Source organism: Erwinia sp. TECH1 (genome assembly GCF_054057575.1).
The window spans coordinates 3,190,654-3,215,146 of record NZ_JBSRZK010000001.1 but is presented as its reverse complement, the minus strand read 5'-3'; the positions used below and the strand labels follow the sequence as shown (position 1 = coordinate 3,215,146).

The following is a 24,493-nucleotide window of genomic DNA, read 5'->3' as shown; positions in this document are numbered from 1 at the left end:
CTCCTTAACGACGCTGGGCCGGCAGCTGCGCGGCTTTATTAACGTCATACCACCAGCTGTCGAAGCCTAAAGAATAAGTCGGCCGCGTGGCGGGCATCGAAAATTTATCCCACCAGGCATAGCGATCGCTGGCACCATACCACATCGGTATCATGTAATAGTTCCACAGCAGCACCCGATCCAGCGCGCGACCCAGCGGCAGCAGCGCGGCTTCATCGCTCTGATGCTGATTTATCTTTTCAATCAGCTGGTCGATTACCGGGCTGGCGACATGCGGCCGGTTGTAGGTGGAATTTACATAGGCGCTTGACCAGTAAATTTGCAAGTTGCTGTCGGGGTAGGGGATAGCCGGGTAGGGCGAAACCAGCATATCAAAGTCGCTTTTGCGCATGCGGGCCAGATATTGCGAGCTGTCTACCTGCCGGATGACCAGGTTGATGCCCAGGCGCGCCAGATTGTGCTGAAAAGGCAGCACCCACTGATCGTTGCCGCCGCTGCGCAGCAGCAGTTCAAAGGTGAAAGGCTGGCCGCTGGCGTTGACCAGGCGCTGATTTTTCAACGTCCAGCCGGCCTGCTCCAGCAGCGCCGTGGCCTTCAGCAGATTGGCGCGATCGTACCCGCTGCCGTCGGTGTGAGGCGGCTGATAAATCTGCGAGAAAACCTCATCAGGAATTTTGCCCTTAAAGGGCGCCAGAATTTCCAGTTCTTTAGCGTCGGGATAGTCGGTAGCGGCATAGTCCGTGTTCTGAAAATAGCTGCGGGTGCGCTTATAAGCGCCGTAAAATAACGCCTTATTCATCCACTCAAAATCGAACGCCAGCGAAACTGCTTCGCGCACGCGGCGATCGGCAAACAGGGGTTTCTGTACGTTAAACGCCAGCCAGTTTGAGGAGGTAGCCACGGTATTCGGCTTTGCGTCTTTCACGATGTAATGGCTGTCGAAATTCCGGCCGCGATACTGGGTGGCCCACTTTTTGGCGGAGCCTTCGGCACGAAAGTCAAACGCGCCCGCTTTAAACGCCTCGAAAGCCACATTGTCATCCAGATAGTAGTCGTAGCGCAGCGTATCGAAATTAAAACGGCCTTTATTGACGGGCAAATTAGCGGCCCAATAATCTTTGACCCGTGACCAGGTCACGGACTGACCAACTTTATAGGCCGACACGCGATACGGCCCGCTGCCGGGCGGCGGTGCAGGTAACGGCTCGCTGAGATTATGATCTTTCCAGAAGCTCTGCGGGAAAACGGGCAGCGTAAGCAGCGAAAGCATCATATCTTTGTTGCCGACCGGCAGCTCAAAGCGCACCGTCAGCTGCGCAATGGCTTTGACCGTGACGCCTTTGTAGAACACCCGAAACTGCGGTACGCCCTGCTGCATAAATTTATTAAAGGTAAAAGCAACATCTTCTGCGGTGATGGATGAACCGTCCTGGTAACGCGCCTGGGGATTCAGCGTGACTTCCACCCAGCGATAGCTATCCGGGTAGCGAGCGAATTCGGCAATCAGCGGATAGTAGCTGCCCACTTCGTCTTCTGAGTTCACGAACAGCGTATCGTAAAGCGTATCCGTGCCCTGCGCCGGATTGCCGCGCGAGGCGAAACGGTTAAAGTTATCGTAAGTGCCGATAGCGGCAAGCGTCGCGCTACCGCCCTTGGGCGCAGCCGGATTGGCGTAGTCAAAATGCGTGAAGTTCACGGCATATTTAGGCTCGCCCAGCTGGGCAAAGGCGTAGCTCTCATGAATTTCTTCAGCCCGAGCCGTCGTCGCGGCGCAGCAGAACAGCAGCAAAGCTAACCAGCGAAAAATCATCTTATTATCCGATCCTGATAAAAAACGCAGCGCGATCCCCAGCCTGCCAGAGCATTGCGCAATGCGCCAGCGAAGCACATTTAAAAAGCGTAGCGCAATAACTCATCCGGCAGCCGGTTCGCTGCGGGGCTCATGCTGAAAATAATCAATCAGCTGCGTCACCGTACGCGGGCGGCTGAATAAATAGCCCTGAAAATGACAGACGCCACGGTGGCGCAGCCAGCGCGCCTGCTCACCGGTTTCTACGCCTTCAGCTACCGTCAGCAGATTGAGTTTTTTCGCCAGCGCCAGCACCGCATCCAGCACCGGCGAAGAAAACGACTCGCGGGCGATGTTTTTTACAAATCCCCGATCTATTTTCAGGTAGTCAAAACGGAATTTTTCCAGATAAATTAAGGCACTGTGTCCGGTGCCGAAATCATCCAGCGCGATACGAATATTTTGGCCGCGCAGCCAGTCGAACACCGACTGGGCGTTGCGGGTTTCTACCATAGTCCGTTCGGTAATTTCAAAAACGTAGCTGAAGTGATCCTTAGGCATCGCTTCCAGCCACGCTAAAACGTCCTGGAAAAAGGTTTTATCGCCCAGGTGAGCAGGCGAAAGGTTCAGGTTGAGATTGATGCCGGCCGGCACGGCATGTTGCAGCGTATGGCAATCGCGCGCCACCAGTTCAAACAGGTGCCGGGTTAAGGGCACAATCAAATTTTTGTTTTCGGCGTAGCGGATAAAAACGTCGGGCGGGATGGCGCCAGCTTCGGGATGCGTCCAGCGCAGCAGCGCTTCCAGACCGCAGGCCTGGCCGGTCGCCGCGGCAATAACCGGCTGGTACTCTACGTGGAATTCCCCGCGCCGAATGCCCTGCAGGATTTCCTTGCCCGGTCGGATAAAGAGCGTGAGCAGGGCATAGCAGGCAAAGCCGCCGGTCAGGCTCAGCAACAAACCGGCCAGCAGCACCAGCGTAATATCGTCACTATTCAGCCTGCCGCCATAAAGCTTTAACTGTAAAGGATAGCCGGGTAGCGTCATGGTTTTTGACGGATCGTCGGGCAACGAGCTGGTTGCCGTTACGCGCTGTTCCCAGCTGGTTAACGCCCGCTTGCCGGTCACGATAGCTATACCTGACATCTCATGCTGCCGTTCGGTATACAGCAGCCAGGGCGTCAGATTAATCTTTAGCGTGACCAGCAGGCCGTTGCCTGCCTCGCCATTCTGCAACCAGAGGTGAAGAACCGGTTTATCAGGCGTCAGCGGCGCGGCGGCAAGCTGAATATCAAGCGGCTTGCGGGTGTCCGTCGTAGGGGAAAACTGGCGCATAGCGATTTGGGTTTCTCCGGCCAGCGAAGAGCACCATGCCCGATTGTGATTAACCATCAGGATAGCCTGAATATTATCATCCAGGGCGGCGCGCTCAATCAGGTCATTTTTTATGGCGGAGCAGGCAGGGCGAGGCGACGTTTGTAACGGCAACAGTTTCCGCTTTAGTTCATCGAGCATCGTCAGCACATAGGCCTGGGTGTTTCTGGCCATTTCATCGTGATTGTCGGCCCGGCGATGAAGCATAACGGCCAGCGCGATGATGATAAATGCCAGAAAAAGAAGTAAGCCGAGGGTCGCGCTGAAGCAGGCAATCTTGCGAGGATTGAGAAGTGGCCGCGTAAGGCTTGATGAGAGTGGCATGGGGTTTATCTCCCGAAAGTGCCGGTTAAGTCATTGCGCTGTCCTGCACAACAGACGCCGTTTCAATCCGGCAGGATATACCGGGAAAGTGCCGTTTGTCTTCTTATTATTATGATTAGCTTCGGTTTTTTAACGCATTATGTCAGTTATTTCGCTCGTGCGCGCAGGCAGGGCGCAATAAAACAAACCATCAGAACGGCCGATGTAGCCAAAAAGCTTTTGAATATAAATATTTGTGCGTCTGTTATTAATAACAAATTAGTGCCAGTTAATATTGAAGCAAGAGTGTCAGGCTCAGCGGAAAACAGGTTTCTTTGTGCTGGCCTCTCTTTGTCGTTTTCCAACGGGGCTTTAGTGAAAAAGGGGAAGAGCCAGGAAGCAGCCAGCCTTTACCCATAAAAAACCCCGCTTATAGCGGGGCTCGGAACCGTTTTGCACAGACTTCAGGGGGATCAGCTTTGCGTTCGGCTTAGTACCCGGCGGCCTTCGCGATAGCGATTTTTCCAGTAGGCGTCGTTGAGATTGGAAATCATCACGCCGCTACTGGTAGAGGCATGCACGAAATTATCGTTGCCCAGGTAGATGCCGACATGGCGGCCGGTAGAGCCGGCGCGGAACAGCACTAAATCGCCCGGGCGCAGTTTGCCGCGCTGGATGCTTTTGCCGGTGTCTTCCTGTTCATAGGTTGAGCGGGGCAGATCCAGGCCAAACTGTTCACGAAAGGTGGTCTGCACAAAGGCAGAACAGTCAATGCCGCGTTTACTGGTACCGCCAAGACGGTAACGAACGCCCTTCCAGTCCGAATATTGATCCATCAGGCGGGATTTAATATCCACATTCTGAACCATCTGTTCGAATTCATCCTGAGACGCCTGAAGTAAAAAGCCGTTATGGCCATTAACTGCATGCGTATCAGTTTGTGCATTGCTGTTGGTATTCGTCGAGCTACAGGCTGAAAGCAGCGTGGCTAAAGCCACTGCGGGCAATACCCGCCATATATATCTCAGAATCGGTTGAGACTTGACCATTATGTTTGTGATCCCTTGAAGTCCTTAACGACAGAAGTCGCTAGCTATGCGAAACGGAACGAGATTAATTAGCGCACACGGGCAAAACAATTCCACAAAATTCAAATTGTGCGAAAGCGCACAGTTTAAAATGTAAATAATGGAAATATCTTACAGCTTTGTCCTAATCGGAAATGAGATTACCCGATTAACTGCGTGCTGGCGAGGGGTTTTAACGACTTTTTTATTGATTTTTATCATAAGAAACAGAGAGGTCGTAGTCTGGCCACTTTATCGGCACAAACGCTGAAAACCTGAGGCGTGAAAGGCTAAAAGAGCGTTAAAAAATGTGTGTTAGCCACAATTCAGTTTAATCCTGCTGTACGTTTCTTAAAGGCAGAAGATTCCGCTGGGGAGCAAACATCACGGCAGCTGTAGCATAAAGTGGGATTTTGAGAGCTGCATCGCATAAAAAAGCAACGAAAGTGGCGTAAATCACTTTTCGTTGCTTCCTGAAAACGGTAAAAAAAGCGGCTTAATTAATTAGCCGGCTTATATTTACCTGGTAAAGCACGATATAAAATATTCACCAGCCAGTCGCTGCCCGGCGTAATTAACCACCAGCTCGTCCCTACCAGCACCACGGAAAGCGAGCCTACCGCGACATCGGTAAACCAGTGCGCGCCAATCATAATGCGCGGCGTAGCGAATATCAGCACGATCCCCACGGCAATTAAAAAAGCACGAACGCCAAAGTAGCGCAGCATAAAGCTGGCAAAAATCATCAGCATCATGCCGTGATCGCCAGGAAAACTATCGGAAGAGGCATCTTTAGTTGGAATGCCGGTTAATGTCGTCACGTGATGAACGTCCGGGAAATATTTGGTCGGGCTGGGATGCGAAACCGGGATCAGATGACCAAGCTGGTTCAGCACCACCGCCGTCAGCAGCATAGCGATGCCGATAGCCAGCAGCCGCCTGCGCCCCTGGGGCGTTTCACGCCGCCAGAAACTGTAATAAAGCGCGCCCATCGCCAGCAGCGACACCGCGTCAAAAGGGCGAAAGTTGGTAATAGCAACCAGCCATAACAGCGCTTTATTGGTTGCCAGCCGCTCGTTAAACCAATAAAAAAGGTTTTTATCGAGCGTAAACCAGGCGCCGTGATTCTCCGGCAAATACCAGGAAAAAAAGAGCGCCAGTCCCAGCGCGTTAAGCACCAGGATAGTGATCAGTTGATTAGCACGCATTTTATTAAGATTAAGTTAAGAAGAAGTGACGGCGTACATTATACAACAGCAGTTAAACGAAGTTTCAACAAAGATGCCTGGAGGCTGTTCCAGTCGGCTTCTTCTTCATGAATAATTTCGATCCGGCTGTCTGGCGGCGCAGCCTGACGCGTTTCGATATTAAGATCCTCGCCCTGACGATTCACGCTCAGCAGGCCTTCCTGAATGCGCACCACGCCTTTTACCCGGCTAACCGGAGCGAGCCGCGCCCACTCCAACACGCCAACCGTATCGAACACGGTTTCTGCATCAAACACCCAGCCGCAGGAATAGTAGCCCTGGCCCTGATTCAGCGAACGCCGCCAGCGCGTATTCTGCACGGGCGCCAGCGCCGCCAGTCGCGAAGCGGGCCTGGCATGATGGTGTGCCGCCTGCGGCAGCGGCTGCTGATTCAACCGTGGACGCGTCAGCAGTTCGCCAGCGATCTGGCCGAAACGCGCGGGAATAATGGGGCGCTGTAAAGCGTCCTGCGCGCGCCAGTCTTGCAGCGCTGCCAGCGTGGCCTCATCCCAGCGATCCTCTTTATTGGCCACGATAATATCGGCGGCGGCGAGCTGATCGCGGAAGTTTTCATTAGCCGTAATGCGGGCATCGCCTAGCTGACGTGGATCGAGCAGGCAGAGCGTGGCATCCAGCGTCAGCCAGGGCTGATAAACCTCCGCAGACAGCAGGTCGAGGATCTGTTTAGGGTGACCAAGGCCGGTCGGCTCAATCAGCAGACGGTCGGGCCTGGTTTGCTTCAGCAGCATATTCAGGCCCACCTGCATCGGCAGGCCGTTAACGCAGCACATGCAGCCGCCGGGGATCTCTTTTAGCACCGCGCCGCTTTCCGCCAGCAGCGCGCCGTCTATACCTACCTCGCCGAACTCATTAACCAGCACCGCCCACTTTTCTCCCTGTGGTTTCTGCGCCAGCAGATGCAGCAGCGTAGTGGTTTTGCCGCTGCCCAGAAAACCGGTAATCAGGTTTACGCGAGTCATTATTTTCTCCTTGAGTTGTGGCCGGTTGTGCTTATCGGCTTTCGGAAAGCGTATTGCCGACTATGTTAATTAAGAGACGCTAATAAATGAGGTAAGTATGAGCAAACTTAACTTTTCGCTGGCCCTTTTTTTGATGGTTCCGGCAGGTAGCGCGCTGGCGACGGTAGCCGCAGGCACCGGCGTTATCACTTTTTCCGGAGCGATCACGGAGCCGGGTTGCGCTGTGCAACAGGAACAGAATCAAATCAGCGCTACCTGTTATCGCGACGGCCAGCTAAAAGTATCGCCGATCTCGCTACAGGCCAACGGTACGCTGCCATCCGGCATCGCCCGTATCGACGTTGAATGGCTGGACCAGGCGCGACGACAGGGCATACTGACCGTTAGCTATCGCTAGTAGTGTAATAATATAACAATAACGGCGAGGCGTGGCGCGCTCGCCGTTTTATTAGTCTGCGCGGCCCATATAGCGGCGTTCGGCAATATGGATGCGGATGCGCTCGCCGCTGCTGAGGTATTCCGGCACCTGGATCACCAGGCCGGTGCTCATGGTGGCAGGCTTGGTACGCGCGCTGGCGGAAGCGCCTTTAATGCCCGGCGTGGTTTCGATAATTTCCATATCCAGCGTTTGCGGCAGCTCAAGCGCCAAAATTTGCCCGTCCATCGTCAGCACCTGAATGCCCGGAATGCCGCCTTCCGGGATAAACAGCAGCTCTTCTTCGATCTGATCTTTTTTGAAGACGTAAGGCGTGTAGTCCTCGTCATCCATAAAGACGTATTCGTCACCGTCTACGTAAGAGAAGGTAACCTGACGACGGCTCAGCGAGATCGCTTCCAGGATGTCGTCACCCTTGAAGCGCTCCTCGACTTTCATGCCGGTACGAATATCGGTAAAACGCATTTTATAAAGGGTAGAAGCCCCGCGCGCGCTGGGGCTTTGGACATCAATATCTTTGACTAACAGCAGCTTACCGTTATGGCTGACGGCCATGCCTTTTTTGATTTCGTTTGCTCTTGGCATTGTGTTATCTCGATGAAAGGGGCAATGAAAATGTTCGCGACAAATTACTCTTGCTGACGGCTTCAGGCAAGTGCTGAACGAGGAAGAAAAGCGGGGATGGCGACCATAGTATTCCCACTGCGCGCCTGCTATTGTCGCGTCTCTTAAAGGGGATAACCAATGCAATGTCGAGCTTCCTGCGGCGCCTGCTGTACCGCGCCGTCTATTTCCACACCGATCCCCGGAATGCCCGACGGCAAACCGGCCAACACGCCCTGCGTTCAGCTGGATGAACAGCAGCGCTGCAAAATCTTTACCTCGCCGCTGCGGCCGTCGGTCTGCGGCAGCCTGAAACCCGATGCTGAAATGTGCCGTAACAGTCGGGAAGAGGCGATGGTCTGGCTACTGGATCTGGAAAAACAGACCGCCTGGTGTTAATTGCCTGTTGGCTAAAAGTAAGGCATCAGCCATCCATCGGCCGATGAGACCTTTTTCCCAAAAAGAAAAGTCGAAGTGTGCGTCGCTTCAAAAATCTGCTATGCCGTTGGCAGTAAAACTTGCCATAAACGCAGGAACGGGGCCAAAATCATTGAAACGTTTCAGCGTCGTCTGCACAGGCAGTTAGCGGCCTGAAAGCTTATTTTTCCGTCCGCCAGCTGAAACGATTCAATGAAGCAGTGAGGAGAACTATGTTCCAGCTTGAACTGAATGCAATCCATCCCGGTGCCAGGGCCGGAGATAAAGAAGAGGCCATCCGACAGGTGGCAGCCGCTTTAACCTCAGCCGGCAACGTGGGTGAAGGATATGTTAACGGTATGCTGGCCCGCGAGCAGCAAACCTCGACCTATCTGGGTAACGGCATCGCTATTCCCCATGGCACGACCGACACGCGCGATCTGGTGTTGAAAACCGGCGTGCAGGTTTATCAGTTTCCGCAGGGCATCGCCTGGGGCGAAGACCAGACCGCCTATGTGGTGATCGGCATCGCCGCTAAATCGGACGAGCATCTGGCGCTGCTGCGTCAGCTGACGCACGTGCTGAGCGATGACAGCGTGGCGGAACAGCTGAAAACCACGGACTCCGCAGAAACGCTGCGCGGTTTGCTGATGGGGGAAAAGCAGGGAACGGAATTTAAATTCGACACCTCGCTGATCACAGTTGACGTGGCGGCCACCGATCTGATGACGCTCCAGGCGCTGAACGCCGGTCGCCTACAGCAGGCCGGCGCGGTTGATGCGAGCTTTGTCAGCCGCGTTATCGCTTCGCGTCCGCTGAATTTAGGGCAGGGCGTCTGGCTGAGCGACAGCACCGAAGGCAACCTGGGCAGCGCCGTCGCCGTAAGCCGTAGCGCGACACCCTTTGAAGTAGACGGCGAAAAAGCCGCGCTGCTGGTGACGGTTGCCGTAGCCGACGAGCAGCCGCTGAACGTGCTGAACTATCTAAGCGATCTGCTGATTAAGCAAAAAGCGGATCGCCTGCTGAGCGCCGATGCCGCAGGGATCCTGGCGCTGCTGACCAGCGAAGTCTCCGAACAGGCCGATACGCTGACGGAAGAGTTTACTATCCGCAACGAGCACGGCCTGCATGCCCGTCCGGGCACGGCGCTGGTCAGCGTCATTAAAAAATTCAACTGCGACGTCACGGTGACCAACCTTGACGGCAGCGGCAAGCCGGCTAACGGCCGCAGCCTGATGAAAGTAGTGGCGCTGGGCGTGAAAAAAGGTCACCGCCTGCGCTTCACCGCCAGCGGCGAAGATGCCCGCGCGGCGCTGGATGCGATCGGCGAGGCTATCAGCGCTGGTTTAGGCGAGGGGGCGGCATGAGCAGACGCGTAGCAACCATCACGCTGAATCCCGCTTACGATCTGGTGGGCTATACGCCGGAAATCGAGCGCGGCGAAGTCAACCTGGTGAAAACCACCGGCCTGCACGCCGCCGGGAAAGGCATCAACGTTGCCAAAGTGCTGAAAGATTTGGGCATCGATGTCACCGTTGGCGGCTTCCTGGGCAAAGAGAATCAGGATGGCTTTCAGCATTTGTTCAGCGATCTGGGCATTGCTAACCGTTTTCAGGTGGTCGAAGGCCGGACCCGCATCAACGTTAAGCTGACTGAAAAAGATGGCGAGGTCACCGATCTTAACTTTTCCGGTTTTGACGTCACCCCGCAGGACTGGGAGCGCTTCACCACGGATTCTCTGACGTGGCTGGGCCAGTTCGATATGGTCTGCGTCAGCGGCAGCCTGCCCGCAGGCGTCAATCCCGATGCCTTTACGGAGTGGATGATCGCGCTGCGTACGCACTGCCCGTGCATTATTTTCGACAGCAGCCGCGAAGCGCTGGTGGCGGGCCTGAAAGCCGCGCCCTGGCTGGTTAAGCCAAACCGTCGCGAGCTGGAAATCTGGGCCGGGCGCAAGCTGCCGACCCTGCAGGATGTGATTGAGGCGGCGCATGCGCTGCGTGAACAGGGGATCGCCCACGTGGTGATTTCGCTGGGCGCAGAAGGCGCGCTGTGGGTTAACGCTTCAGGCGAATGGATCGCCAAACCGCCGGCCTGTGAGGTGGTGAGTACCGTGGGGGCCGGGGATTCGATGGTGGGCGGGCTGATTTACGGCCTGCTGATGCGCGAATCCAGCGAGCATACCCTACGCCTGGCTACCGCCGTAGCAGCCCTGGCCGTAAGCCAGAGCAATGTGGGCGTAAGCGATCGTACCCAGTTGGCCGCGATGATGGCGCGCGTCGACCTGAAACCTTTTAACTGACAGCAGGAGAGGCATAATGAAAACGCTGCTGATACTTGATCCTTCGCTGGGACTGGCTACCGGTCATCTGGCAAAAAATATCACCAGAGCGAGCGCGGCCGCAAAAGGACTGACGCTAACGGAAAATCTGGCCGAAGCGGACCAGGTGATCCTGGTGGGCGACACGCTGCCCGCCAACATCGACCTGACGGGTAAAACCGTTTATCAGACCACGGCGGAGCAGCTGCTGCGCCAGCCGGAAGCAGAGCTGGCCCGCGCGCAAACCGAGGCGAAAGCCTGGCAGGCGCCTGCCGCCGTAGCTAAACCTGCCGCGGTGAACACGGCCGACGCGGTTGCCAGCGGGCCAAAACGCATTGTCGCCATTACCGCCTGTCCAACCGGCGTGGCGCACACCTTTATGGCGGCCGAAGCCATTGACGCCGAAGCGAAAAAACGCGGCTGGTGGGTGAAGGTCGAAACGCGCGGCTCCGTAGGCGCGGGCAATGCCATCACGCCGGAAGAAGTCGCCCAGGCTGACCTGGTTATCGTGGCGGCGGATATCGAAGTCGATCTGGCTAAGTTTGCCGGTAAGCCGATGTATCGCACCTCGACCGGCCTGGCGCTGAAGAAAACCGCACAGGAGTTTGATAAGGCGCTGGCGCAGGCCAAACCTTATCAGCCGCAGGGCGGCGGTCAACCAGCGGCGCAGGGCGAGAAAAAAGAGGGCGCAGGCGCCTATCGTCATCTGCTGACCGGCGTTTCCTATATGCTGCCGATGGTGGTGGCGGGCGGCCTGAGCATCGCGCTCTCTTTCGCCTTCGGCATTACCGCGTTTAAAGAGCAGGGTACGCTGGCGGCGGCGCTGATGGAAATCGGCGGCGGCAGCGCCTTCAAACTGATGGTGCCGGTGCTGGCGGGCTTTATCGCCTTCTCAATTGCCGATCGTCCTGGTCTGACGCCTGGCCTGATTGGCGGCTGGCTGGCCAGCACCATCAACGCCGGTTTCCTTGGCGGCATTATTGCCGGTTTTATTGCCGGTTACGCCGCGAAGTTTATCAGCGCTAAGCTTAAGCTTCCGCAGAGTATGGAGGCGTTAAAACCGATCCTGATTATTCCGCTGGTCGCCAGTCTGATCACCGGCCTGCTGATGATTTATGTGGTTGGCGGCCCGGTTGCCCAGATTATGGCGGGGCTGACCCACTGGCTGAGCAATATGGGCACGGGTAACGCGGTTCTGCTGGGTGCGGTACTGGGCGGCATGATGTGTACCGATATGGGCGGCCCGGTGAACAAAGTGGCCTATGCGTTTGGCGTCGGCCTGCTCAGTTCGCAAACCTATGCGCCGATGGCGGCCATTATGGCGGGCGGCATGGTGCCTCCGTTGGCGATGGGCGTCGCTACGCTGGTGGCGCGCCGGAAATTCAACAAAGGCCAGCAGGAAGGCGGTAAAGCGGCGCTGGTGCTGGGCCTGTGCTTTATTTCCGAAGGCGCTATTCCGTTTGCGGCGCGTGACCCGATGCGCGTTCTGCCATGCTGTATCGTTGGCGGCGCGCTGACCGGCGCTATATCTATGTGGGTAGGCGCGAAGCTGATGGCGCCGCACGGCGGGCTGTTTGTGCTGCTGATCCCTGGCGCTATTACGCCGGTGCTGGGCTATCTGATAGCGATTATCGTCGGCACGCTGGTTGCCGGACTCTCTTACGCGGTGCTGAAGCGCCCGGAAGCGGAAATGGCTAAAGCCTGATCCAGGCGGGCATAATAAAAAAGCGCGGGCGACCGCGCTTTTTTTTCGTCTATAGATCAGACCTGCTGCGACTTGAGCCAGGCGATTTCATCTTTCCAGATATCAGGATTGACGGTTTCCAGGATCAGCGGAATACCGTCGAAGCGAGCATCCTTCATCAGCCAGCTGAACACCGTATTGCCGATATTACCTTCGCCCAGGCTGTGATGACGGTCAACGCGGCTGGCAAACGCGCTTTTGGCATCGTTAAGATGCATCCCGCGCAGATACTCAAAGCCCACCACGCGACCAAACTCCTCAAAGGTTTTCACGCAATCTTCTTCAGTACGCAGATCGTAACCGCCCGCAAAGGCGTGGCAGGTGTCAATACAGACGCCGATGCGCGACTTATCCTCTACGCCGTCGATAATGGCTGCCAGGTGCTCAAAGCGGAAGCCCAGATTGCTGCCCTGACCGGCGGTATTTTCAATCACGGCGGTGACGCCCTGGGTTTTATCCAGCGCGACGTTAACCGATTCGGCGATGCGCTTCAGGCAGGCGTCCTCGTCAATCTGCTGCAAATGGCTGCCGGGATGGAAGTTCAACAGCGTCAGGCCCAGCTGCTCGCAGCGCTGTAGTTCGTCGATAAAGGCGAGGCGGGACTTTTCCAGCGCCTCTTCCTGTGGATGGCCCAGGTTAATTAAAAAGCTGTCGTGCGGCAGGATCTGGGCCGCGCTGTAGTGATATTTTTCGCAGGCGTTGCGGAAAGCGGCAATCACCTCTTTGCTCAGCGGGGCCGCGCGCCACTGACGCTGATTTTTAGTGAAAAGCGCAAAGGCCGTCGCCTCGATTTCATGGGCGCGAAGCACCGCCTGATCCACGCCGCCGGATGCGCTGACGTGGGCGCCGATATATTTCATGCCTGCTCTCCTGTTGGTTTTACTGTAAAGCGGGCCATGATAACCGGAAACGGCGCGGATTTATGCCAGCAAATGCTGGATAGCCAGGTTTATCGCGCCGCCGCCCAGCAGCAGCCAGACGAATAACAGCAGGCCCAGCAGTAAAGGCCTTAGTCCCGCCTTTTTCAACAGGCTGAACTGCGTGGTTAATCCCAGCGCCGCCATCGCCACGGCCAGTAAAAAATTGTCCAGCTCGTTCAGGCCGCTAACCAGCGACGGCGGCAGCAGATGCAGCGAGTTAAACAGCGCCACGCCGATAAAACCCAGCGCGAACCAGGGAAAGCTTACTTCGCCGCCGCCGCTGTCGTCGGCACGCACGAAACGGCTGAGCAGCAGCAGGAAGGGCGCCAGCATCATCACGCGCAGCATTTTAGTAATGACCGCCGCGTTCTCCGTTTCCGCGCTCACGGCGTGCCCGGCCGCCACTACCTGTGCCACTTCATGCAGCGTAGAGCCGGTAAAGATCCCCCATTGCGTCGGCGTCAGGCCCGGCAGCAGAGCGGCCAGCTCATGCCATAGCAGTGGATAAAGAAAGATGCCGAGCGTGCCAAACAGCACCACGGTAGCCACCGCTACCGCCACTTTTTGCGGCTCCGCTTTAATTACCGGCTCCGTCGCCATAATCGCCGCCGCGCCGCAAATGCTGCTGCCCGCGCCAATCAGCCAGGCGGTATCGCGATCCAGATGCAACACGCGACGGCCCAGCCAGCAGGCCAGCAGAAAAGTGGAGGTCAGCAGCAGCAGATCGGTCAGCACGCCGCTTAAGCCGATATCGGCAAGTTGCTGAAAGGTCAGCCGAAAACCGTACAGCATGATGCCAAGCCGCAGCAGCTGCTGTTTGGCAAAGTGTACGCCTGTGCCGCAGCGCGCAGCCAGGCGGCCATAAACCGTATTGCCTGCTACGATCCCCAACAGCATCGCCAGCGTTAAGGTGCCCAGCCCGGCCGTTTTCAGCACGGGCAGGTTGCCAGCCTGAAGGGCAGCAGCGGCCAGCAGCATTGCCAGCCCGAGGCCTGCGCCATAGCGCAGCGGACGAGAAGAAGGAAATGCCAGTTCAGCCATATCAGCCTCCTTAGTAGACAGACGCAGCATGGCGCAGGCTGGCTTAAAAGAGAAATTGATTATATATTTATAATTAACCAGAATAAGTGATATGAGAGGGCGGGGATGTTCAGGCGATTAACAAGATGGGTAAGCGTAATCAGAAAAGATGGCGTCACGCTGTGGTATGCCTGCCGCGATCCGCGTACGCCACTGTGGCAAAAGGGCATGGCCGTGCTGCTGGCGGTTTATGCGCTAAGCCCCGTTGATTTTATTCCCGACGTTATTCCCTTTGTTGGGCTACTGGACGACGCTATTATCGTGCCGTCGGGCATGATGCTGCTGCTGCGCCTGCTGCCGGCGGAGGTCAGGGCCGCCAGCCAACAGCGAACCGCCCGGCAGGCCCACAGGAAAAAGAAGCTTGGCGGCTGGCTGGCGATAGTGCTGCTGGTATGGCTGGCGATGATTATCTGGCTGGTGAAGACATGGAGTCAGTAAGGAAGAACAATGCATATCACATTAAGGCAGCTTGAGGTCTTTGCTGAGGTGCTGAAAAGCGGCTCGACAACTCAGGCCTCGCAGGTGCTGTCGCTGTCGCAGTCGGCGGTCAGCGCGGCGCTGGCGGATCTGGAAAATCAGCTGGGCGTTCAGCTGTTCGACAGGGTCGGAAAACGGCTGGTGGTTAACGAGCACGGCCGCCTGCTTTATCCACGGGCGGTGGCGCTGCTGGAGCAAACCACTGAAATCGAACAGCTGTTTCGCGAAGATAACGGCGCGCTGCGGGTTTACGCCAGCAGCACCATTGGTAACTATCTGTTGCCGGGCATGATTGCCGGCTGGCGGCGCGACTTTCCCGAGCTGCCGCTGGAGCTGAGCGTGGGCAACAGCCAGGATGTGATTAACGCCGTGGCTGATTTTCGCGTCGATGTGGGTTTTATCGAAGGGCCGTGCCACGTCAGCGAGCTGGTTGGCGAACCCTGGCTGGAAGATGAGCTGGTGGTTTTTGCCGCCGCCGACGCGGCTATTCTGCGTCAGCCGGTAACGCTGGAAAGCCTGGCGGCCGCGTCGTGGATCCTGCGCGAACACGGCTCCGGCACGCGCGAAATCGTCGATTATCTGCTGCTTTCGCATCTGCCGCAGTTTAGCCTGGCGCTGGAGCTGGGCAACTCAGAGGCAATCAAGCATGCCGTGCGCCACGGGATGGGCATCAGCTGTCTGTCGCGGCGGGTTATTGCGGAACAGCTGGCGGCAGGCACGTTAAAAGAAGTGCCGATCCCGCTGCCCAAACTCAAACGCACGCTGTACCGTATTCATCATCGGCAGAAGCATCTCTCGAAGGCGCTGCTGCGTTTTCTAAGCTACTGCGCGGAATAAAGCGGAGCAGTCAGAAAAACGGGGCTTAATCAGGCGCTAATAATTCACCGCAGATCATGAAGCTATCTTATAACGTCGCGGAATGACTTCTTCTGACGAAGGAGTTTGTTACAATCGCGCCTCATTTTAGCCAGAGCACAGCATTTACCAATGGATCATGACACAAAAACAACACAACAGCCTGAATTACAGCGCAAACTAAAGGCGCGTCATTTGACGATGATCGCCATCGGCGGTTCCATAGGCACCGGCCTGTTTGTCGCTTCCGGCGCGACTATCTCCCAGGCTGGCCCCGGCGGCGCGCTGCTTTCCTATGCCCTGATCGGCCTGATGGTCTATTTCCTGATGACCAGCCTCGGCGAACTGGCCGCCTTTATGCCGGTATCCGGCTCCTTTTCTACCTATGGCTCCAACTTCGTTGAAGAAGGCTTCGGCTTTGCGCTGGGCTGGAACTACTGGTACAACTGGGCCGTGACCGTGGCGATTGAACTGGTTGCCGCGCAGCTGGTGATGACCTACTGGTTCCCCGATACGCCCGGCTGGATCTGGAGCGTACTCTTTCTGAGCGTTATCTTCCTGCTCAACTACATCTCGGTAAAGGGCTTTGGTGAGGCAGAATACTGGTTCTCCCTGATCAAAGTGGTCACGGTAGTGATTTTTATCGTAGTGGGCGTGATGATGATCCTCGGCATTCTGCGCGGCGACCAGCCGGTCGCGGGCTGGGGTAACTGGCAGATCGGCGATGCGCCTTTCTCCGGCGGCTTTTCCGCCATGATCGGCGTGGCGATGATTGCCGGCTTCTCCTTCCAGGGAACGGAACTGATTGGTATCGCCGCAGGCGAATCGGAAGATCCGGCCAAAAATATTCCGCGCTCGGTTCGTCAGGTCTTCTGGCGCATCCTGCTGTTTTATATCCTGGCGATCCTGGTGATCAGCCTGATTATCCCTTACACCGACCCAAGCCTGCTGCGTAACGATGTGAAAGACATCAGCGTCAGCCCGTTCACGCTGGTGTTTAAACATGCCGGGCTGCTTTCAGCGGCGGCGATCATGAATGCCGTGATCCTCACCGCTATTCTGTCAGCGGGCAACTCCGGGATGTATGCGTCGACCCGTATGCTGTTTACGCTGGCGCGCGAAGGCAAAGCGCCGCGTATGTTTGGCAAGCTGTCAAAAGGCGGCGTGCCGCGCAATGCGCTGTATGCCACCACCGTGGTTGCCGCGCTCTGTTTCCTGACCTCAATGTTCGGCAACCAGACGGTCTATCTCTGGCTGCTGAATACTTCCGGCATGACCGGTTTTATCGCCTGGCTGGGGATAGCCATCAGCCATTACCGTTTCCGTCGCGGCTTTGTCTCGCAGGGCTACGATATCAACGATCTGCCGTACCGCTCTAAGTTCTTCCCGCTGGGGCCGATCTTCGCTTTCGTGCTCTGCCTGATCATCACCCTGGGGCAAAACTACCAGGCGTTCCTGGCGGATCGCATCGACTGGTACGGCGCGGCGGCAACCTATATCGGCATCCCGCTGTTCCTGATTATCTGGTTCGGCTACAAGCTGACGAAGCGCACGCGCTTTGTGAAATACAGCGAAATGCAGTTCCCCAAATTTAAATAAGGGTGAAGGCGCGGTTTCCGCGCCTTTTTCTTTGACATACTCTGTTACATATAGGATTGATAACTATTATCATTTCCTTTATTGTTAGCGCCGTACGTTTTCCGCTTTGCTAATTTTCAGGGTTTGCAGCCGGCCTGGTGCGAACTCCATGACAGGTAGAAACCATGAGCGTGACCCACAACACCGACCGCTACGCCAGCGTCCAACAGCACGAAGGCGCGATGGATCGTTATCATCATCTGCTGCGCCGCCGCCTGTTTTTTATGGGCGTGCTGGTGTTGGCTATCCTCGCTTCGCTGCTGTTCGACTTTACTTTAGGCCCGTCGGGCCTGTCGCTGGAAACGCTGTGGCAAACGCTGCTGTCGCCGCAGAGCGTGGATGCCGGTTCGCGCGTTATCGTCTGGGATATTCGTTTACCTTACGCGCTGATGGCAGTGGTGGTCGGGCTGGCGCTGGGGCTGGCCGGGGCGGAAATGCAGACTATCCTGAATAACCCGCTGGCCAGTCCGTTTACGCTGGGCGTCTCTTCCGCCGCCGCCTTTGGCGCCGCGCTGGCTATCGTGCTGGGCATCGGTTTGCCCGGTATCCCGGATCAGTGGTTTATCTCAGCTAACGCCTTTATTTTTGCGCTGCTGGCCGCGCTGATGCTGGACGGCGTTACCCGCTGGACGCGCGTGGCGACTTCCGGCGTGGTGCTGTTCGGCATCGCGCTGGTGTTTACCTTTAACGCGCTGGTATCCATGATGCAGTTTATCGCCAGCGAAGATACGTTGCAGGGCCTGGTGTTCTGGACGATGGGCAGCCTGGCGCGCGCCTCCTGGGAGAAACTGGGCGTGCTGACGCTGGCGCTGCTGCTGGTTCTGCCGTTCTCCATGATGAGCGCCTGGAAGCTCACCGCGCTGCGCCTGGGCGAAGATCGCGCCGTCAGTTTTGGTATTGACGTGCGCCGCCTGCGGCTGGGCACGCTGCTGCGCATCAGCGTGCTTTCCGCGCTGGCGGTGGCTTTTGTCGGCCCAATCGGGTTTATCGGCCTGGTGGCGCCGCATATCGCTCGCCTGATCTTTGGCGAGGATCACCGTTTTTACCTGCCAGCCAGCGCGCTGACCGGCGCGCTGGTGCTGTCAATGGCGTCGGTGGTGTCGAAAAACCTGGTGCCCGGCGTGATTATCCCGGTCGGCATCGTCACTTCTCTGGTCGGCGTGCCGTTCTTCCTGAGCATTATTCTGCGTCATCGGGGGAGCGTCTGATGGACGGTTTAGCTATTAAAGGCTTTCACGCCGGTTATCCTAAACGCAAGATTATCAGCAACCTGAACGTGCCGCTGCTGCCGCGAGGCAAAATCACCGTGCTGCTGGGGCCGAACGGCTGCGGAAAATCCACGCTGCTGCGCTCGATTGCCGGACTGAATCAGGCGCAGGGCGAGCTGTGGCTGAACGGCACGGAGCTGCTGAGCCAGCCGTTTGCCCGCCGGGCGGAAAAAGTGGTGTACCTGCCGCAGTCGCTGCCCGCTGGCGTGCATCTGCACGTGCTTGAATCCATTATTGTCGCCCAGCGCGCTTCCGGCGCACGCGGTAGCGCGACGAGCGAGGCGGAAGTGATGGCGCTGCTGGAAAGGCTGGGCATCGCGCATCTGGCGCTGAGCTACCTCGATCAGCTTTCCGGCGGCCAGAAGCAGCTGGTTGGCCTGGCGCAGTCGCTGATCCGTCGCCCGGAGCTGCTGCTGCTGGACGAGCCGCTAAGCGCGCTGGATCTTAACTATCAGTTCCACGTCATGGATTTAGTGCGCCGGGAAACCAGCAAGCGGAATATCGTTACCGTAGTCGTGGTGCACGATATCAATATCGCTCTGCGTCACGGTCAGCACGTGCTGATGCTGCAAAACGGCGGCCTGATTGCTGACGGTCTGCCGGAAGAGGTGATTACACCGGAAAGCCTGGCGAAGGTATACGGCGTGCGGGGCCGTATTGAGCGCTGCTCGCAGGGGACGCCGCAGGTGCTGATTGATGGCCTGGTCAGCGAGCCGGTTTCCTGAATGGACGAGTCGGTTTCTTGCCGGCTCTCTTGTGCATTGCTTCCCTCTCTGTCTGGCGCATCATTGTTAATTCCCTGACGCTCAGATTTTTACCCTGCGTTTGTGCTCAGATAGCGAAAACATCGGGGCCTTTTACCGCCAGCGTGTTCAGTATGCGCAGAACCGGGCCGCTTGGGGTAATCTCGCCACGCTCCCATTTGGAAACGCTGTCTACCGTCATGCCCAACGTATAGGCCAGCGTGGCCTGGGTCAGTCCCCAGCGGGCGCGAACGGCTTTGATTTCGCTGGCGGACATGGTGCGGACTGCGGCAATACGTTGACGAAACTCACGCAGGCTGACGCGGGCAGCGATTTCCTGCACATCGTTATTGCTCATTAGCCCCAGCGCCTGTAGCTCTTTAGCATCGTCAAGCATCTCATGTAACTCGGCCGGTTTCGTTTTCATTGTTTTACCTCTCTGAACGTCCCGCTTGCTTTCAGTCGATCCAGCATGTTTTTATCCGCTTTAAAATAAGCTCTGGCGAGCTTCTTATAAATCTCCAGCTCATCCTCGCCAATCTCTTTTGCCGCTTTTTTCGAACCGTCTTTCAGCCAGCCATCATAAAAAAAACAGATTGTTATCTTTTTTAAAAAATACCACTGTGCGGGCGCCGCCGCGTTTGCCTGCATTCAAAGCAATCCGCTTTTTTTTAACGCCCCCGCCCAAATCTGCCTCATAGTTGCCGCACTCAATCTCCCTTGCGGCCAGACAAAGGTCGGTATCTGCAATGCCAGCTTTTGCAAACATCTTGTCCAGGCGCTTATGGATATAAATCGCCATTTCCCTGGCCTCCGCTCCATATAGTAACCATTATTATAATAACCATTACGGCTTCACTACAAGTGGTTATGGCCATGCCGACAGGAGGATGTATTGCTATTGCAGGGCGGATCCTGAGGGGAGCGCAAGAAAAAAAAGGCCGGGAAGATCCCGGCCCTGAAGGGTTACGCCAGCAAATAGCGGGCATGGAAGCGCAGATGATCTTCCACGAAGCTGGCGATAAAGTAGTAGCTGTGATCGTAACCGGGCTGAATGCGCACGGTCAGCGGATAGTTTTTCTCGCTGGCCACCGCTTCCAGCCGTTCCGGGCGCAGCTGATCGGCGAGGAACTGATCGCTGTCGCCCTGATCCAGCAGCATCGGCAGCGGATGCGTCGCCTGCTGCATCAGCAGACAGCTGTCCCAGGCTTCCCACAGCGCGCGATCCTCGCCCAGATAGGCCGTAAAGGCTTTTTCGCCCCACGGCACCTGCGTTGGATTAACGATCGGCGCAAAGGCGGAGGCCGAAACATAGCGCTGCGGATTACGCAGCGCCAGCATCAGCGCGCCGTGACCGCCCATAGAATGGCCCATAATCGCCTGCTTATCGCTGACGTTAAAGTTGCCGGCAATCAGCGCGGGCAGCTCTTCCGTCAGGTAGTCGTACATCCGAAAATGCGCATCCCACGGCGCCTGGGTCGCGTTCAGATAGAATCCGGCACCCTGGCCCAGATCGTAGGCTTCGTCGTTGGGCACCACTTCGCCGCGCGGGCTGGTATCCGGCATCACCAGCACCAGACCCAGCTCTGCCGCCGCGCGCTGCGCGCCCGCTTTGGTCGAGAAATTCTCGTCGCTACAGGTCAGCCCGGCCAGAAACCAGAGCACCGGCGGGGCGGTATCGCCTTTCGGACCCGGCAAAAAAATGCTGAAGGTCATAGAGCAGTTCAGCGTGGCCGACTGGTGGCGATAGCGCTGCTGCCAGCCGCCAAACATGCGGTGTTCTTCCAGTAACTCCAGGGTGGATACCATCCTTGTCTCCTTATTTAGAAAAATGCACCACGGAACGGATAGATTTCCCTTCGTGCATCAGATCGAACGCGTCGTTGATCTCTTCCAGCGGCATATTGTGGGTGATGAAATCATTCAGCTGGAATTCACCATCCAGGTAGCGCTGGACGATCCCCGGCAGCTCCGAGCGGCCTTTCACGCCGCCAAACGCGGAGCCGCGCCAGACGCGTCCGGTCACCAGCTGGAACGGGCGGGTAGAAATCTCTTCGCCTGCACCAGCCACGCCGATAATCACGGACTCGCCCCAGCCTTTGTGGCAGCACTCCAGCGCGGAACGCATCACGTTAACGTTGCCGATGCACTCAAAGGAGAAATCGACGCCGCCATCGGTCATTTCAACAATCACATCCTGAATGGGCTTATCGTAATCTTTTGGATTAACCAGGTCGGTGGCGCCCAGCTTTCTGGCGAGATCGAACTTGCTGGTATTGAGATCGATACCGATAATCCGGCCCGCTTTCGCCATCTTCGCGCCGATAATCGCCGAAAGGCCGATGCCGCCCAGACCGAAGATCGCCACGGTATCGCCTTCTTTTACCTTGGCCGTGTTCATCACCGCGCCCATACCGGTGGTGACGCCGCAGCCCAGCAGGCAAACTTCTTCCAGCGGCGCTTCTTTACTGATTTTCGCCAGTGAAATTTCCGGGATAACGGTGTACTCAGAGAAGGTCGAGGTGCCCATATAGTGGAAAATCGGCTTGCCGTCCTTAAAGAAACGGGTGGTGCCGTCCGGCATTAGCCCTTTGCCCTGGGTGGCGCGGATAGCCTGGCACAGGTTGGTTTTGCCGGAGAGGCAGAACTTACATTTGCCGCATTCCGGCGTGTACAGCGGAATGACGTGATCGCCGACCGCCACGCTGGTAACGCCTTCGCCAACCGCTTCGACAATACCGCCGCCTTCGTGGCCCAGAATAGCCGGGAACACGCCCTCAGGATCTTTTCCTGAAAGGGTATAGGCATCGGTGTGGCAGACGCCGGTCGCGACGATGCGTACCAGCACTTCGCCTTTCTGCGGCGGCATCAGGTCGACTTCTTCAATCGACAGCGGCTCGCCGGCGGCCCAGGCAACAGCGGCGCGAGTTTTAATCATCTGCATATCAGTTTATTCCTTGTAGAGGTTGCCATTTGGCAGGGATCTGGCGAGCGGCCTGACGCCGCTCAAACCATTTAATTATGGCTGAATTTCATCGTCCGGGGATTGCTCTATAATCAGGTACTTCAGCGCCTTGACGTTGGGGGTAAACGCATCCCGACGCCACACCAGGTAAGTCGTGGTCTCGCTGATATCCGCAGGCAGCGCATGTTTTTGCACCTGGCCCGGCGCGGCGATCCTTTCCAGCACCGATTCCGGCAGTATCGCCAGCCCGGCGCCGCTGGCTACGCAGGCCAGCATGGCGTGATAGGACTGGATCTCCATAAACGGGCCGGGTGAAATCCCCGCCTGACGAAACCAGTTTTCTAAACGAAGACGGTAAGAGCAGCCGGGACGGAAGGCGAACAGCGTATCGCCTGCGGCATCTTCAGGGCGCTGAATGGGCGCATGGTGCAGGTTGCTGATCAGCACCATGCGCTCGCTAAAGGTTTTGCAGCTGTTCAGCTCGTCGGCCACGACCGGGCCTTCGGCCAGCGCGGCGGCCAGCGTGCCTTTCCGCACCTGCTCAATGATTTCACCCGAGGTACCGGTGACCAGCGACAGCGTGACCTCAGGATAGCGCTGATGGTAGGTTGACAATAAAGAGGGCAGGTGGACAGCGGCGGTGCTCTCCATCGATCCCAGCGCAAATATGCCGCCAGGCTCGCCGTTGTGCGTCATTGCCAGCGCTTCCTCGCTGAGCGCCAGGATCCGCTGCGCATAGCACAAAAAATTATGGCCCATCGGCGACAGCCGCAGGCGCTGCTTTTCGCGGATAAAAAGATCGATGCCCGTTTCCTGCTCCAGCTGGCGCAGCCTGGTCGTCAGGTTGGACGGCACGCGATGCAGCTGTTCGGCGGCGCGCGCCAGCGAACCGGTCTCCGCTACCGCGCAGAACATTTTAAGCTGGGTCAGATCCATTTATTCTCTTTTCGTAAACAAGTTGGTTTGTATTATTCACTTTTTGTAAGTCTATCCATGATGCAGACTGACTGCAACACTTTCATCAAGCCGGATAAAGCCGGAAGGGAGAACAAATGGCAATACGGGTAGCGCTAAGCGCTTTTATTGCGCTGATTGTCGCGATGGGCATTGGGCGGTTTACCTTTACGCCGCAGGTGCCGCTGATGATTACGGAGCATCAGCTGACGCTGACCAGCGCGGCGGTGGTCGCGGCCTTCAACTACCTGGGCTACCTCTGCGGCTCCTGGAACGCGATGCGGACGACCACGCACGTGGAGGCCAGGCTTAAGGCAGGCATCGGCGGCGCGGTGATCCTGACGCTGCTTTCCGCCTGCGTGTCCGATGCCTGGCTGCACGGCGTGGTGCGCTTTGCGATCGGCTGGGCCAGCGGCTGGGCGATGGTGCTGGTAGCGGCATGGAGCAACGAGCAGCTGCATAAATATGGCCGTCCCGGCTTAAGCGCCGCCGTCTTCGCCGGGCCGGGCATGGGCATCTTTCTGAGCGGGCTGCTGGCCGTGTTTCTTCACGCACGCCAGGTCAGCGCCGCGCAGGCCTGGTGCGCCTATGGCGTGCTGGCGCTGGTGCTGGCTTCTCTTATTTTTCGTTTCCTGCCGCGTAAAGGCGAGCTGCACCGGCCCGAAACCACGCCGGAACCGCTGGTGCTGACCAGCGGGCTGAAAAAGCTGGTCTGGAGCTACAGCCTGGCCGGCTTTGGCTACATCATTCCCGCCACGTTTCTGTCGCAGATGGCGGCGGCCCGTTTCCCTGCCAGCGCTTTTGCGCAGTTTGTCTGGCCCATTTTTGGCGGCACGGCGGTGTTAGGCGTCGGGCTGGGCATTGTTATGCGGCATATCGGTTCATCCAATACGCGGCTGGCGTTTAACCTGTGGGCGCAGGCGCTGGGCGTGCTGTGCGCCGCCGTGGTGCCGGGTTTGAGCGGGCTGGTGGTCGGTTCAATACTGATGGGCATTGGCTTTCTTAACCTGGTGTCGCTTTCGCTGCAATATGCCCGCGAGATGGCGCCACGCCATAGCCGGTATATGGCGGGTCTGCTGACCACCGGTTACGCTATCGGCCAGCTGGCCGGGCCGCTGGTTTCCGCACTTTCCACCACTTTTACCCATCGCCTCGAGCCAGCGCTTTACGTCGCGGGCGCGGGACTGCTGGTGGCCGGGCTGCTGGTCTGGCGGCGCGATCCCGGTGCTGCATGAAACAGTTTCAGGGTGGTTTAGCTTGATTCGCTGGATTAACGACGCGTTGTGTACCAAAATACGCCCTCTGAAATTGTA

26 protein-coding genes are annotated in these 24,493 nt (G+C 57.1%); 12 read left to right on the top strand and 14 right to left on the bottom strand.

The window, feature by feature from the left end; genetic code table 11:
* Positions 1 to 4: 4 nt before the first annotated feature.
* Together ACVWZ0_RS15145 and ACVWZ0_RS15140 are read right to left on the bottom strand one after the other, a co-directional pair.
* Positions 5 to 1,810 (bottom strand): extracellular solute-binding protein, encoded by a 1,806-nt coding sequence (locus tag ACVWZ0_RS15145; protein ID WP_253459896.1) that lies wholly within the window; start codon positions 1,808 to 1,810, stop codon positions 5 to 7.
* 102 nt (positions 1,811 to 1,912) lie between these two features.
* Positions 1,913 to 3,487, bottom strand: a complete 1,575-nt coding sequence (locus ACVWZ0_RS15140) for a cyclic di-GMP phosphodiesterase (RefSeq protein WP_253459899.1) — start codon at positions 3,485 to 3,487, stop codon at positions 1,913 to 1,915.
* A 33-nt stretch (positions 3,488 to 3,520) separates the two neighbouring features.
* Between ACVWZ0_RS15140 and ACVWZ0_RS15135 the strand changes: the two genes are divergently transcribed.
* A complete protein-coding gene (locus ACVWZ0_RS15135; RefSeq protein ID WP_253459902.1) occupies positions 3,521 to 3,886 on the top strand; it encodes a hypothetical protein in 366 nt (121 codons plus the stop codon).
* A 53-nt stretch (positions 3,887 to 3,939) separates the two neighbouring features.
* Here the strand turns inward: ACVWZ0_RS15135 and mepS are convergent, their stop codons facing one another.
* The 3 genes from mepS to ACVWZ0_RS15120 all read right to left on the bottom strand — a co-directional run bounded on the left by mepS (position 3,940) and on the right by ACVWZ0_RS15120 (position 6,760).
* Positions 3,940 to 4,515 (bottom strand): bifunctional murein DD-endopeptidase/murein LD-carboxypeptidase, encoded by a 576-nt coding sequence (gene mepS / locus ACVWZ0_RS15130; RefSeq protein ID WP_125288197.1) that lies wholly within the window; start codon positions 4,513 to 4,515, stop codon positions 3,940 to 3,942.
* 518 nt (positions 4,516 to 5,033) lie between these two features.
* A complete protein-coding gene (locus ACVWZ0_RS15125) occupies positions 5,034 to 5,741 on the bottom strand; it encodes a phosphatase PAP2 family protein (protein WP_253459905.1) in 708 nt (235 codons plus the stop codon).
* Between the two features lie 38 nt (positions 5,742 to 5,779).
* On the bottom strand, positions 5,780 to 6,760 hold the full coding sequence (locus tag ACVWZ0_RS15120) for a CobW family GTP-binding protein (protein WP_253459908.1): 981 nt from the start codon (positions 6,758 to 6,760) through the stop codon (positions 5,780 to 5,782).
* A 97-nt stretch (positions 6,761 to 6,857) separates the two neighbouring features.
* Here ACVWZ0_RS15120 and ACVWZ0_RS15115 point away from each other — a divergent pair, with 97 nt between their 5' ends.
* On the top strand, positions 6,858 to 7,157 hold the full coding sequence (locus tag ACVWZ0_RS15115; RefSeq protein ID WP_253459911.1) for a type 1 fimbrial protein: 300 nt from the start codon (positions 6,858 to 6,860) through the stop codon (positions 7,155 to 7,157).
* A gap of 51 nt (positions 7,158 to 7,208) precedes the next feature.
* Here the strand turns inward: ACVWZ0_RS15115 and yeiP are convergent, their stop codons facing one another.
* Positions 7,209 to 7,781: an elongation factor P-like protein YeiP gene (gene yeiP, locus ACVWZ0_RS15110; protein WP_253459914.1), complete on the bottom strand. Its 573-nt coding sequence runs from the start codon at positions 7,779 to 7,781 to the stop codon at positions 7,209 to 7,211.
* Positions 7,782 to 7,940: 159 nt separating this feature from the next.
* Between yeiP and ACVWZ0_RS15105 the strand changes: the two genes are divergently transcribed.
* The 4 genes from ACVWZ0_RS15105 to fruA all read left to right on the top strand — a co-directional run bounded on the left by ACVWZ0_RS15105 (position 7,941) and on the right by fruA (position 12,241).
* Complete coding sequence (locus ACVWZ0_RS15105) at positions 7,941 to 8,198, top strand: YkgJ family cysteine cluster protein (protein WP_125288192.1); 258 nt, start codon at positions 7,941 to 7,943, stop codon at positions 8,196 to 8,198.
* Between the two features lie 251 nt (positions 8,199 to 8,449).
* The gene (gene fruB / locus ACVWZ0_RS15100) at positions 8,450 to 9,583 is read left to right on the top strand and encodes a fused PTS fructose transporter subunit IIA/HPr protein (RefSeq protein WP_253459917.1); all 1,134 of its coding nucleotides are present in this window, start codon (positions 8,450 to 8,452) and stop codon (positions 9,581 to 9,583) included.
* A complete protein-coding gene (gene fruK, locus ACVWZ0_RS15095) occupies positions 9,580 to 10,518 on the top strand; it encodes a 1-phosphofructokinase (protein ID WP_253459920.1) in 939 nt (312 codons plus the stop codon). The genes fruB and fruK overlap by 4 nt, the downstream gene beginning before the upstream one ends.
* Positions 10,519 to 10,534: 16 nt before the next feature.
* Complete coding sequence (gene fruA, locus ACVWZ0_RS15090) at positions 10,535 to 12,241, top strand: PTS fructose transporter subunit IIBC (protein ID WP_253459921.1); 1,707 nt, start codon at positions 10,535 to 10,537, stop codon at positions 12,239 to 12,241.
* Between the two features lie 56 nt (positions 12,242 to 12,297).
* Here fruA and nfo read toward each other — a convergent pair whose 3' ends face one another.
* Positions 12,298 to 13,140: a deoxyribonuclease IV gene (gene nfo, locus ACVWZ0_RS15085; RefSeq protein ID WP_253459924.1), complete on the bottom strand. Its 843-nt coding sequence runs from the start codon at positions 13,138 to 13,140 to the stop codon at positions 12,298 to 12,300.
* 60 nt (positions 13,141 to 13,200) lie between these two features.
* Positions 13,201 to 14,241, bottom strand: coding sequence for a YeiH family protein (locus tag ACVWZ0_RS15080; protein ID WP_253459927.1), 1,041 nt, complete (start codon positions 14,239 to 14,241; stop codon positions 13,201 to 13,203).
* Positions 14,242 to 14,346: 105 nt separating this feature from the next.
* On the opposite strand from ACVWZ0_RS15080, the gene ACVWZ0_RS15075 reads away from it, so the two are divergent.
* From ACVWZ0_RS15075 to ACVWZ0_RS15055, 5 genes are all read left to right on the top strand, one after another.
* A complete protein-coding gene (locus tag ACVWZ0_RS15075) occupies positions 14,347 to 14,718 on the top strand; it encodes a YkvA family protein (protein ID WP_253459930.1) in 372 nt (123 codons plus the stop codon).
* A gap of 9 nt (positions 14,719 to 14,727) precedes the next feature.
* Positions 14,728 to 15,594 carry a DNA-binding transcriptional regulator YeiE gene (yieE, locus tag ACVWZ0_RS15070; protein WP_253459933.1) on the top strand — a complete coding sequence of 289 codons (867 nt, stop codon included), beginning with the start codon at positions 14,728 to 14,730 and terminating at the stop codon, positions 15,592 to 15,594.
* A 150-nt stretch (positions 15,595 to 15,744) separates the two neighbouring features.
* A complete protein-coding gene (locus ACVWZ0_RS15065; protein ID WP_125288184.1) occupies positions 15,745 to 17,211 on the top strand; it encodes an amino acid permease in 1,467 nt (488 codons plus the stop codon).
* Positions 17,212 to 17,375: 164 nt separating this feature from the next.
* Positions 17,376 to 18,458, top strand: a complete 1,083-nt coding sequence (locus tag ACVWZ0_RS15060) for a FecCD family ABC transporter permease (protein ID WP_253459936.1) — start codon at positions 17,376 to 17,378, stop codon at positions 18,456 to 18,458.
* Positions 18,455 to 19,243 (top strand): ABC transporter ATP-binding protein, encoded by a 789-nt coding sequence (locus ACVWZ0_RS15055; protein WP_253461271.1) that lies wholly within the window; start codon positions 18,455 to 18,457, stop codon positions 19,241 to 19,243. The genes ACVWZ0_RS15060 and ACVWZ0_RS15055 overlap by 4 nt, the downstream gene beginning before the upstream one ends.
* A 106-nt stretch (positions 19,244 to 19,349) precedes the next feature.
* Here the strand turns inward: ACVWZ0_RS15055 and ACVWZ0_RS15050 are convergent, their stop codons facing one another.
* The 6 genes from ACVWZ0_RS15050 to ptrR form a co-directional block, all read right to left on the bottom strand.
* Complete coding sequence (locus tag ACVWZ0_RS15050; RefSeq protein ID WP_253459939.1) at positions 19,350 to 19,688, bottom strand: helix-turn-helix domain-containing protein; 339 nt, start codon at positions 19,686 to 19,688, stop codon at positions 19,350 to 19,352.
* The gene (locus ACVWZ0_RS15045; RefSeq protein ID WP_253459943.1) at positions 19,685 to 19,912 is read right to left on the bottom strand and encodes a hypothetical protein; all 228 of its coding nucleotides are present in this window, start codon (positions 19,910 to 19,912) and stop codon (positions 19,685 to 19,687) included. Before ACVWZ0_RS15045 ends, ACVWZ0_RS15050 begins: the two co-directional genes overlap by 4 nt.
* Positions 19,842 to 20,063, bottom strand: coding sequence for a type II toxin-antitoxin system RelE/ParE family toxin (locus ACVWZ0_RS15040; RefSeq protein ID WP_253459947.1), 222 nt, complete (start codon positions 20,061 to 20,063; stop codon positions 19,842 to 19,844). Before ACVWZ0_RS15040 ends, ACVWZ0_RS15045 begins: the two co-directional genes overlap by 71 nt.
* Before the next feature lie 164 nt (positions 20,064 to 20,227).
* The gene (fghA, locus tag ACVWZ0_RS15035; protein ID WP_253459950.1) at positions 20,228 to 21,070 is read right to left on the bottom strand and encodes an S-formylglutathione hydrolase; all 843 of its coding nucleotides are present in this window, start codon (positions 21,068 to 21,070) and stop codon (positions 20,228 to 20,230) included.
* A 10-nt stretch (positions 21,071 to 21,080) separates the two neighbouring features.
* A complete protein-coding gene (locus tag ACVWZ0_RS15030) occupies positions 21,081 to 22,205 on the bottom strand; it encodes an S-(hydroxymethyl)glutathione dehydrogenase/class III alcohol dehydrogenase (protein ID WP_253459953.1) in 1,125 nt (374 codons plus the stop codon).
* A 75-nt stretch (positions 22,206 to 22,280) separates the two neighbouring features.
* Complete coding sequence (gene ptrR, locus ACVWZ0_RS15025; protein WP_253459956.1) at positions 22,281 to 23,162, bottom strand: putrescine utilization regulator PtrR; 882 nt, start codon at positions 23,160 to 23,162, stop codon at positions 22,281 to 22,283.
* Between the two features lie 116 nt (positions 23,163 to 23,278).
* Here ptrR and ACVWZ0_RS15020 point away from each other — a divergent pair, with 116 nt between their 5' ends.
* Positions 23,279 to 24,415, top strand: a complete 1,137-nt coding sequence (locus ACVWZ0_RS15020) for a YbfB/YjiJ family MFS transporter (protein ID WP_253459959.1) — start codon at positions 23,279 to 23,281, stop codon at positions 24,413 to 24,415.
* Positions 24,416 to 24,493: the final 78 nt, after the last annotated feature.

What these genes read in the sequence shown, in the direction of transcription:
- ACVWZ0_RS15050 (WP_253459939.1), bottom strand. Translation starts at nt 19,688, where the DNA reads ATGAAAACGAAACCGGCCGAGTTACATGAGATGCTTGACGATGCTAAA.
- ACVWZ0_RS15060 (WP_253459936.1), top strand. Translation starts at nt 17,376, where the DNA reads ATGAGCGTGACCCACAACACCGACCGCTACGCCAGCGTCCAACAGCAC.
- fruA (WP_253459921.1), top strand. Translation starts at nt 10,535, where the DNA reads ATGAAAACGCTGCTGATACTTGATCCTTCGCTGGGACTGGCTACCGGT.
- yieE (WP_253459933.1), top strand. Translation starts at nt 14,728, where the DNA reads ATGCATATCACATTAAGGCAGCTTGAGGTCTTTGCTGAGGTGCTGAAA.
- fghA (WP_253459950.1), bottom strand. Translation starts at nt 21,070, where the DNA reads ATGGTATCCACCCTGGAGTTACTGGAAGAACACCGCATGTTTGGCGGC.
- ACVWZ0_RS15040 (WP_253459947.1), bottom strand. Translation starts at nt 20,063, where the DNA reads ATGGCGATTTATATCCATAAGCGCCTGGACAAGATGTTTGCAAAAGCT.
- ACVWZ0_RS15065 (WP_125288184.1), top strand. Translation starts at nt 15,745, where the DNA reads ATGGATCATGACACAAAAACAACACAACAGCCTGAATTACAGCGCAAA.
- ACVWZ0_RS15075 (WP_253459930.1), top strand. Translation starts at nt 14,347, where the DNA reads ATGTTCAGGCGATTAACAAGATGGGTAAGCGTAATCAGAAAAGATGGC.
- ACVWZ0_RS15115 (WP_253459911.1), top strand. Translation starts at nt 6,858, where the DNA reads ATGAGCAAACTTAACTTTTCGCTGGCCCTTTTTTTGATGGTTCCGGCA.
- ACVWZ0_RS15125 (WP_253459905.1), bottom strand. Translation starts at nt 5,741, where the DNA reads ATGCGTGCTAATCAACTGATCACTATCCTGGTGCTTAACGCGCTGGGA.
- fruK (WP_253459920.1), top strand. Translation starts at nt 9,580, where the DNA reads ATGAGCAGACGCGTAGCAACCATCACGCTGAATCCCGCTTACGATCTG.
- ACVWZ0_RS15105 (WP_125288192.1), top strand. Translation starts at nt 7,941, where the DNA reads ATGCAATGTCGAGCTTCCTGCGGCGCCTGCTGTACCGCGCCGTCTATT.
- ACVWZ0_RS15045 (WP_253459943.1), bottom strand. Translation starts at nt 19,912, where the DNA reads ATGCAGGCAAACGCGGCGGCGCCCGCACAGTGGTATTTTTTAAAAAAG.
- mepS (WP_125288197.1), bottom strand. Translation starts at nt 4,515, where the DNA reads ATGGTCAAGTCTCAACCGATTCTGAGATATATATGGCGGGTATTGCCC.
- ACVWZ0_RS15020 (WP_253459959.1), top strand. Translation starts at nt 23,279, where the DNA reads ATGGCAATACGGGTAGCGCTAAGCGCTTTTATTGCGCTGATTGTCGCG.
- yeiP (WP_253459914.1), bottom strand. Translation starts at nt 7,781, where the DNA reads ATGCCAAGAGCAAACGAAATCAAAAAAGGCATGGCCGTCAGCCATAAC.
- ptrR (WP_253459956.1), bottom strand. Translation starts at nt 23,162, where the DNA reads ATGGATCTGACCCAGCTTAAAATGTTCTGCGCGGTAGCGGAGACCGGT.
- nfo (WP_253459924.1), bottom strand. Translation starts at nt 13,140, where the DNA reads ATGAAATATATCGGCGCCCACGTCAGCGCATCCGGCGGCGTGGATCAG.
- ACVWZ0_RS15080 (WP_253459927.1), bottom strand. Translation starts at nt 14,241, where the DNA reads ATGGCTGAACTGGCATTTCCTTCTTCTCGTCCGCTGCGCTATGGCGCA.
- ACVWZ0_RS15120 (WP_253459908.1), bottom strand. Translation starts at nt 6,760, where the DNA reads ATGACTCGCGTAAACCTGATTACCGGTTTTCTGGGCAGCGGCAAAACC.
- ACVWZ0_RS15145 (WP_253459896.1), bottom strand. Translation starts at nt 1,810, where the DNA reads ATGATTTTTCGCTGGTTAGCTTTGCTGCTGTTCTGCTGCGCCGCGACG.
- ACVWZ0_RS15030 (WP_253459953.1), bottom strand. Translation starts at nt 22,205, where the DNA reads ATGCAGATGATTAAAACTCGCGCCGCTGTTGCCTGGGCCGCCGGCGAG.
- ACVWZ0_RS15140 (WP_253459899.1), bottom strand. Translation starts at nt 3,487, where the DNA reads ATGCCACTCTCATCAAGCCTTACGCGGCCACTTCTCAATCCTCGCAAG.
- fruB (WP_253459917.1), top strand. Translation starts at nt 8,450, where the DNA reads ATGTTCCAGCTTGAACTGAATGCAATCCATCCCGGTGCCAGGGCCGGA.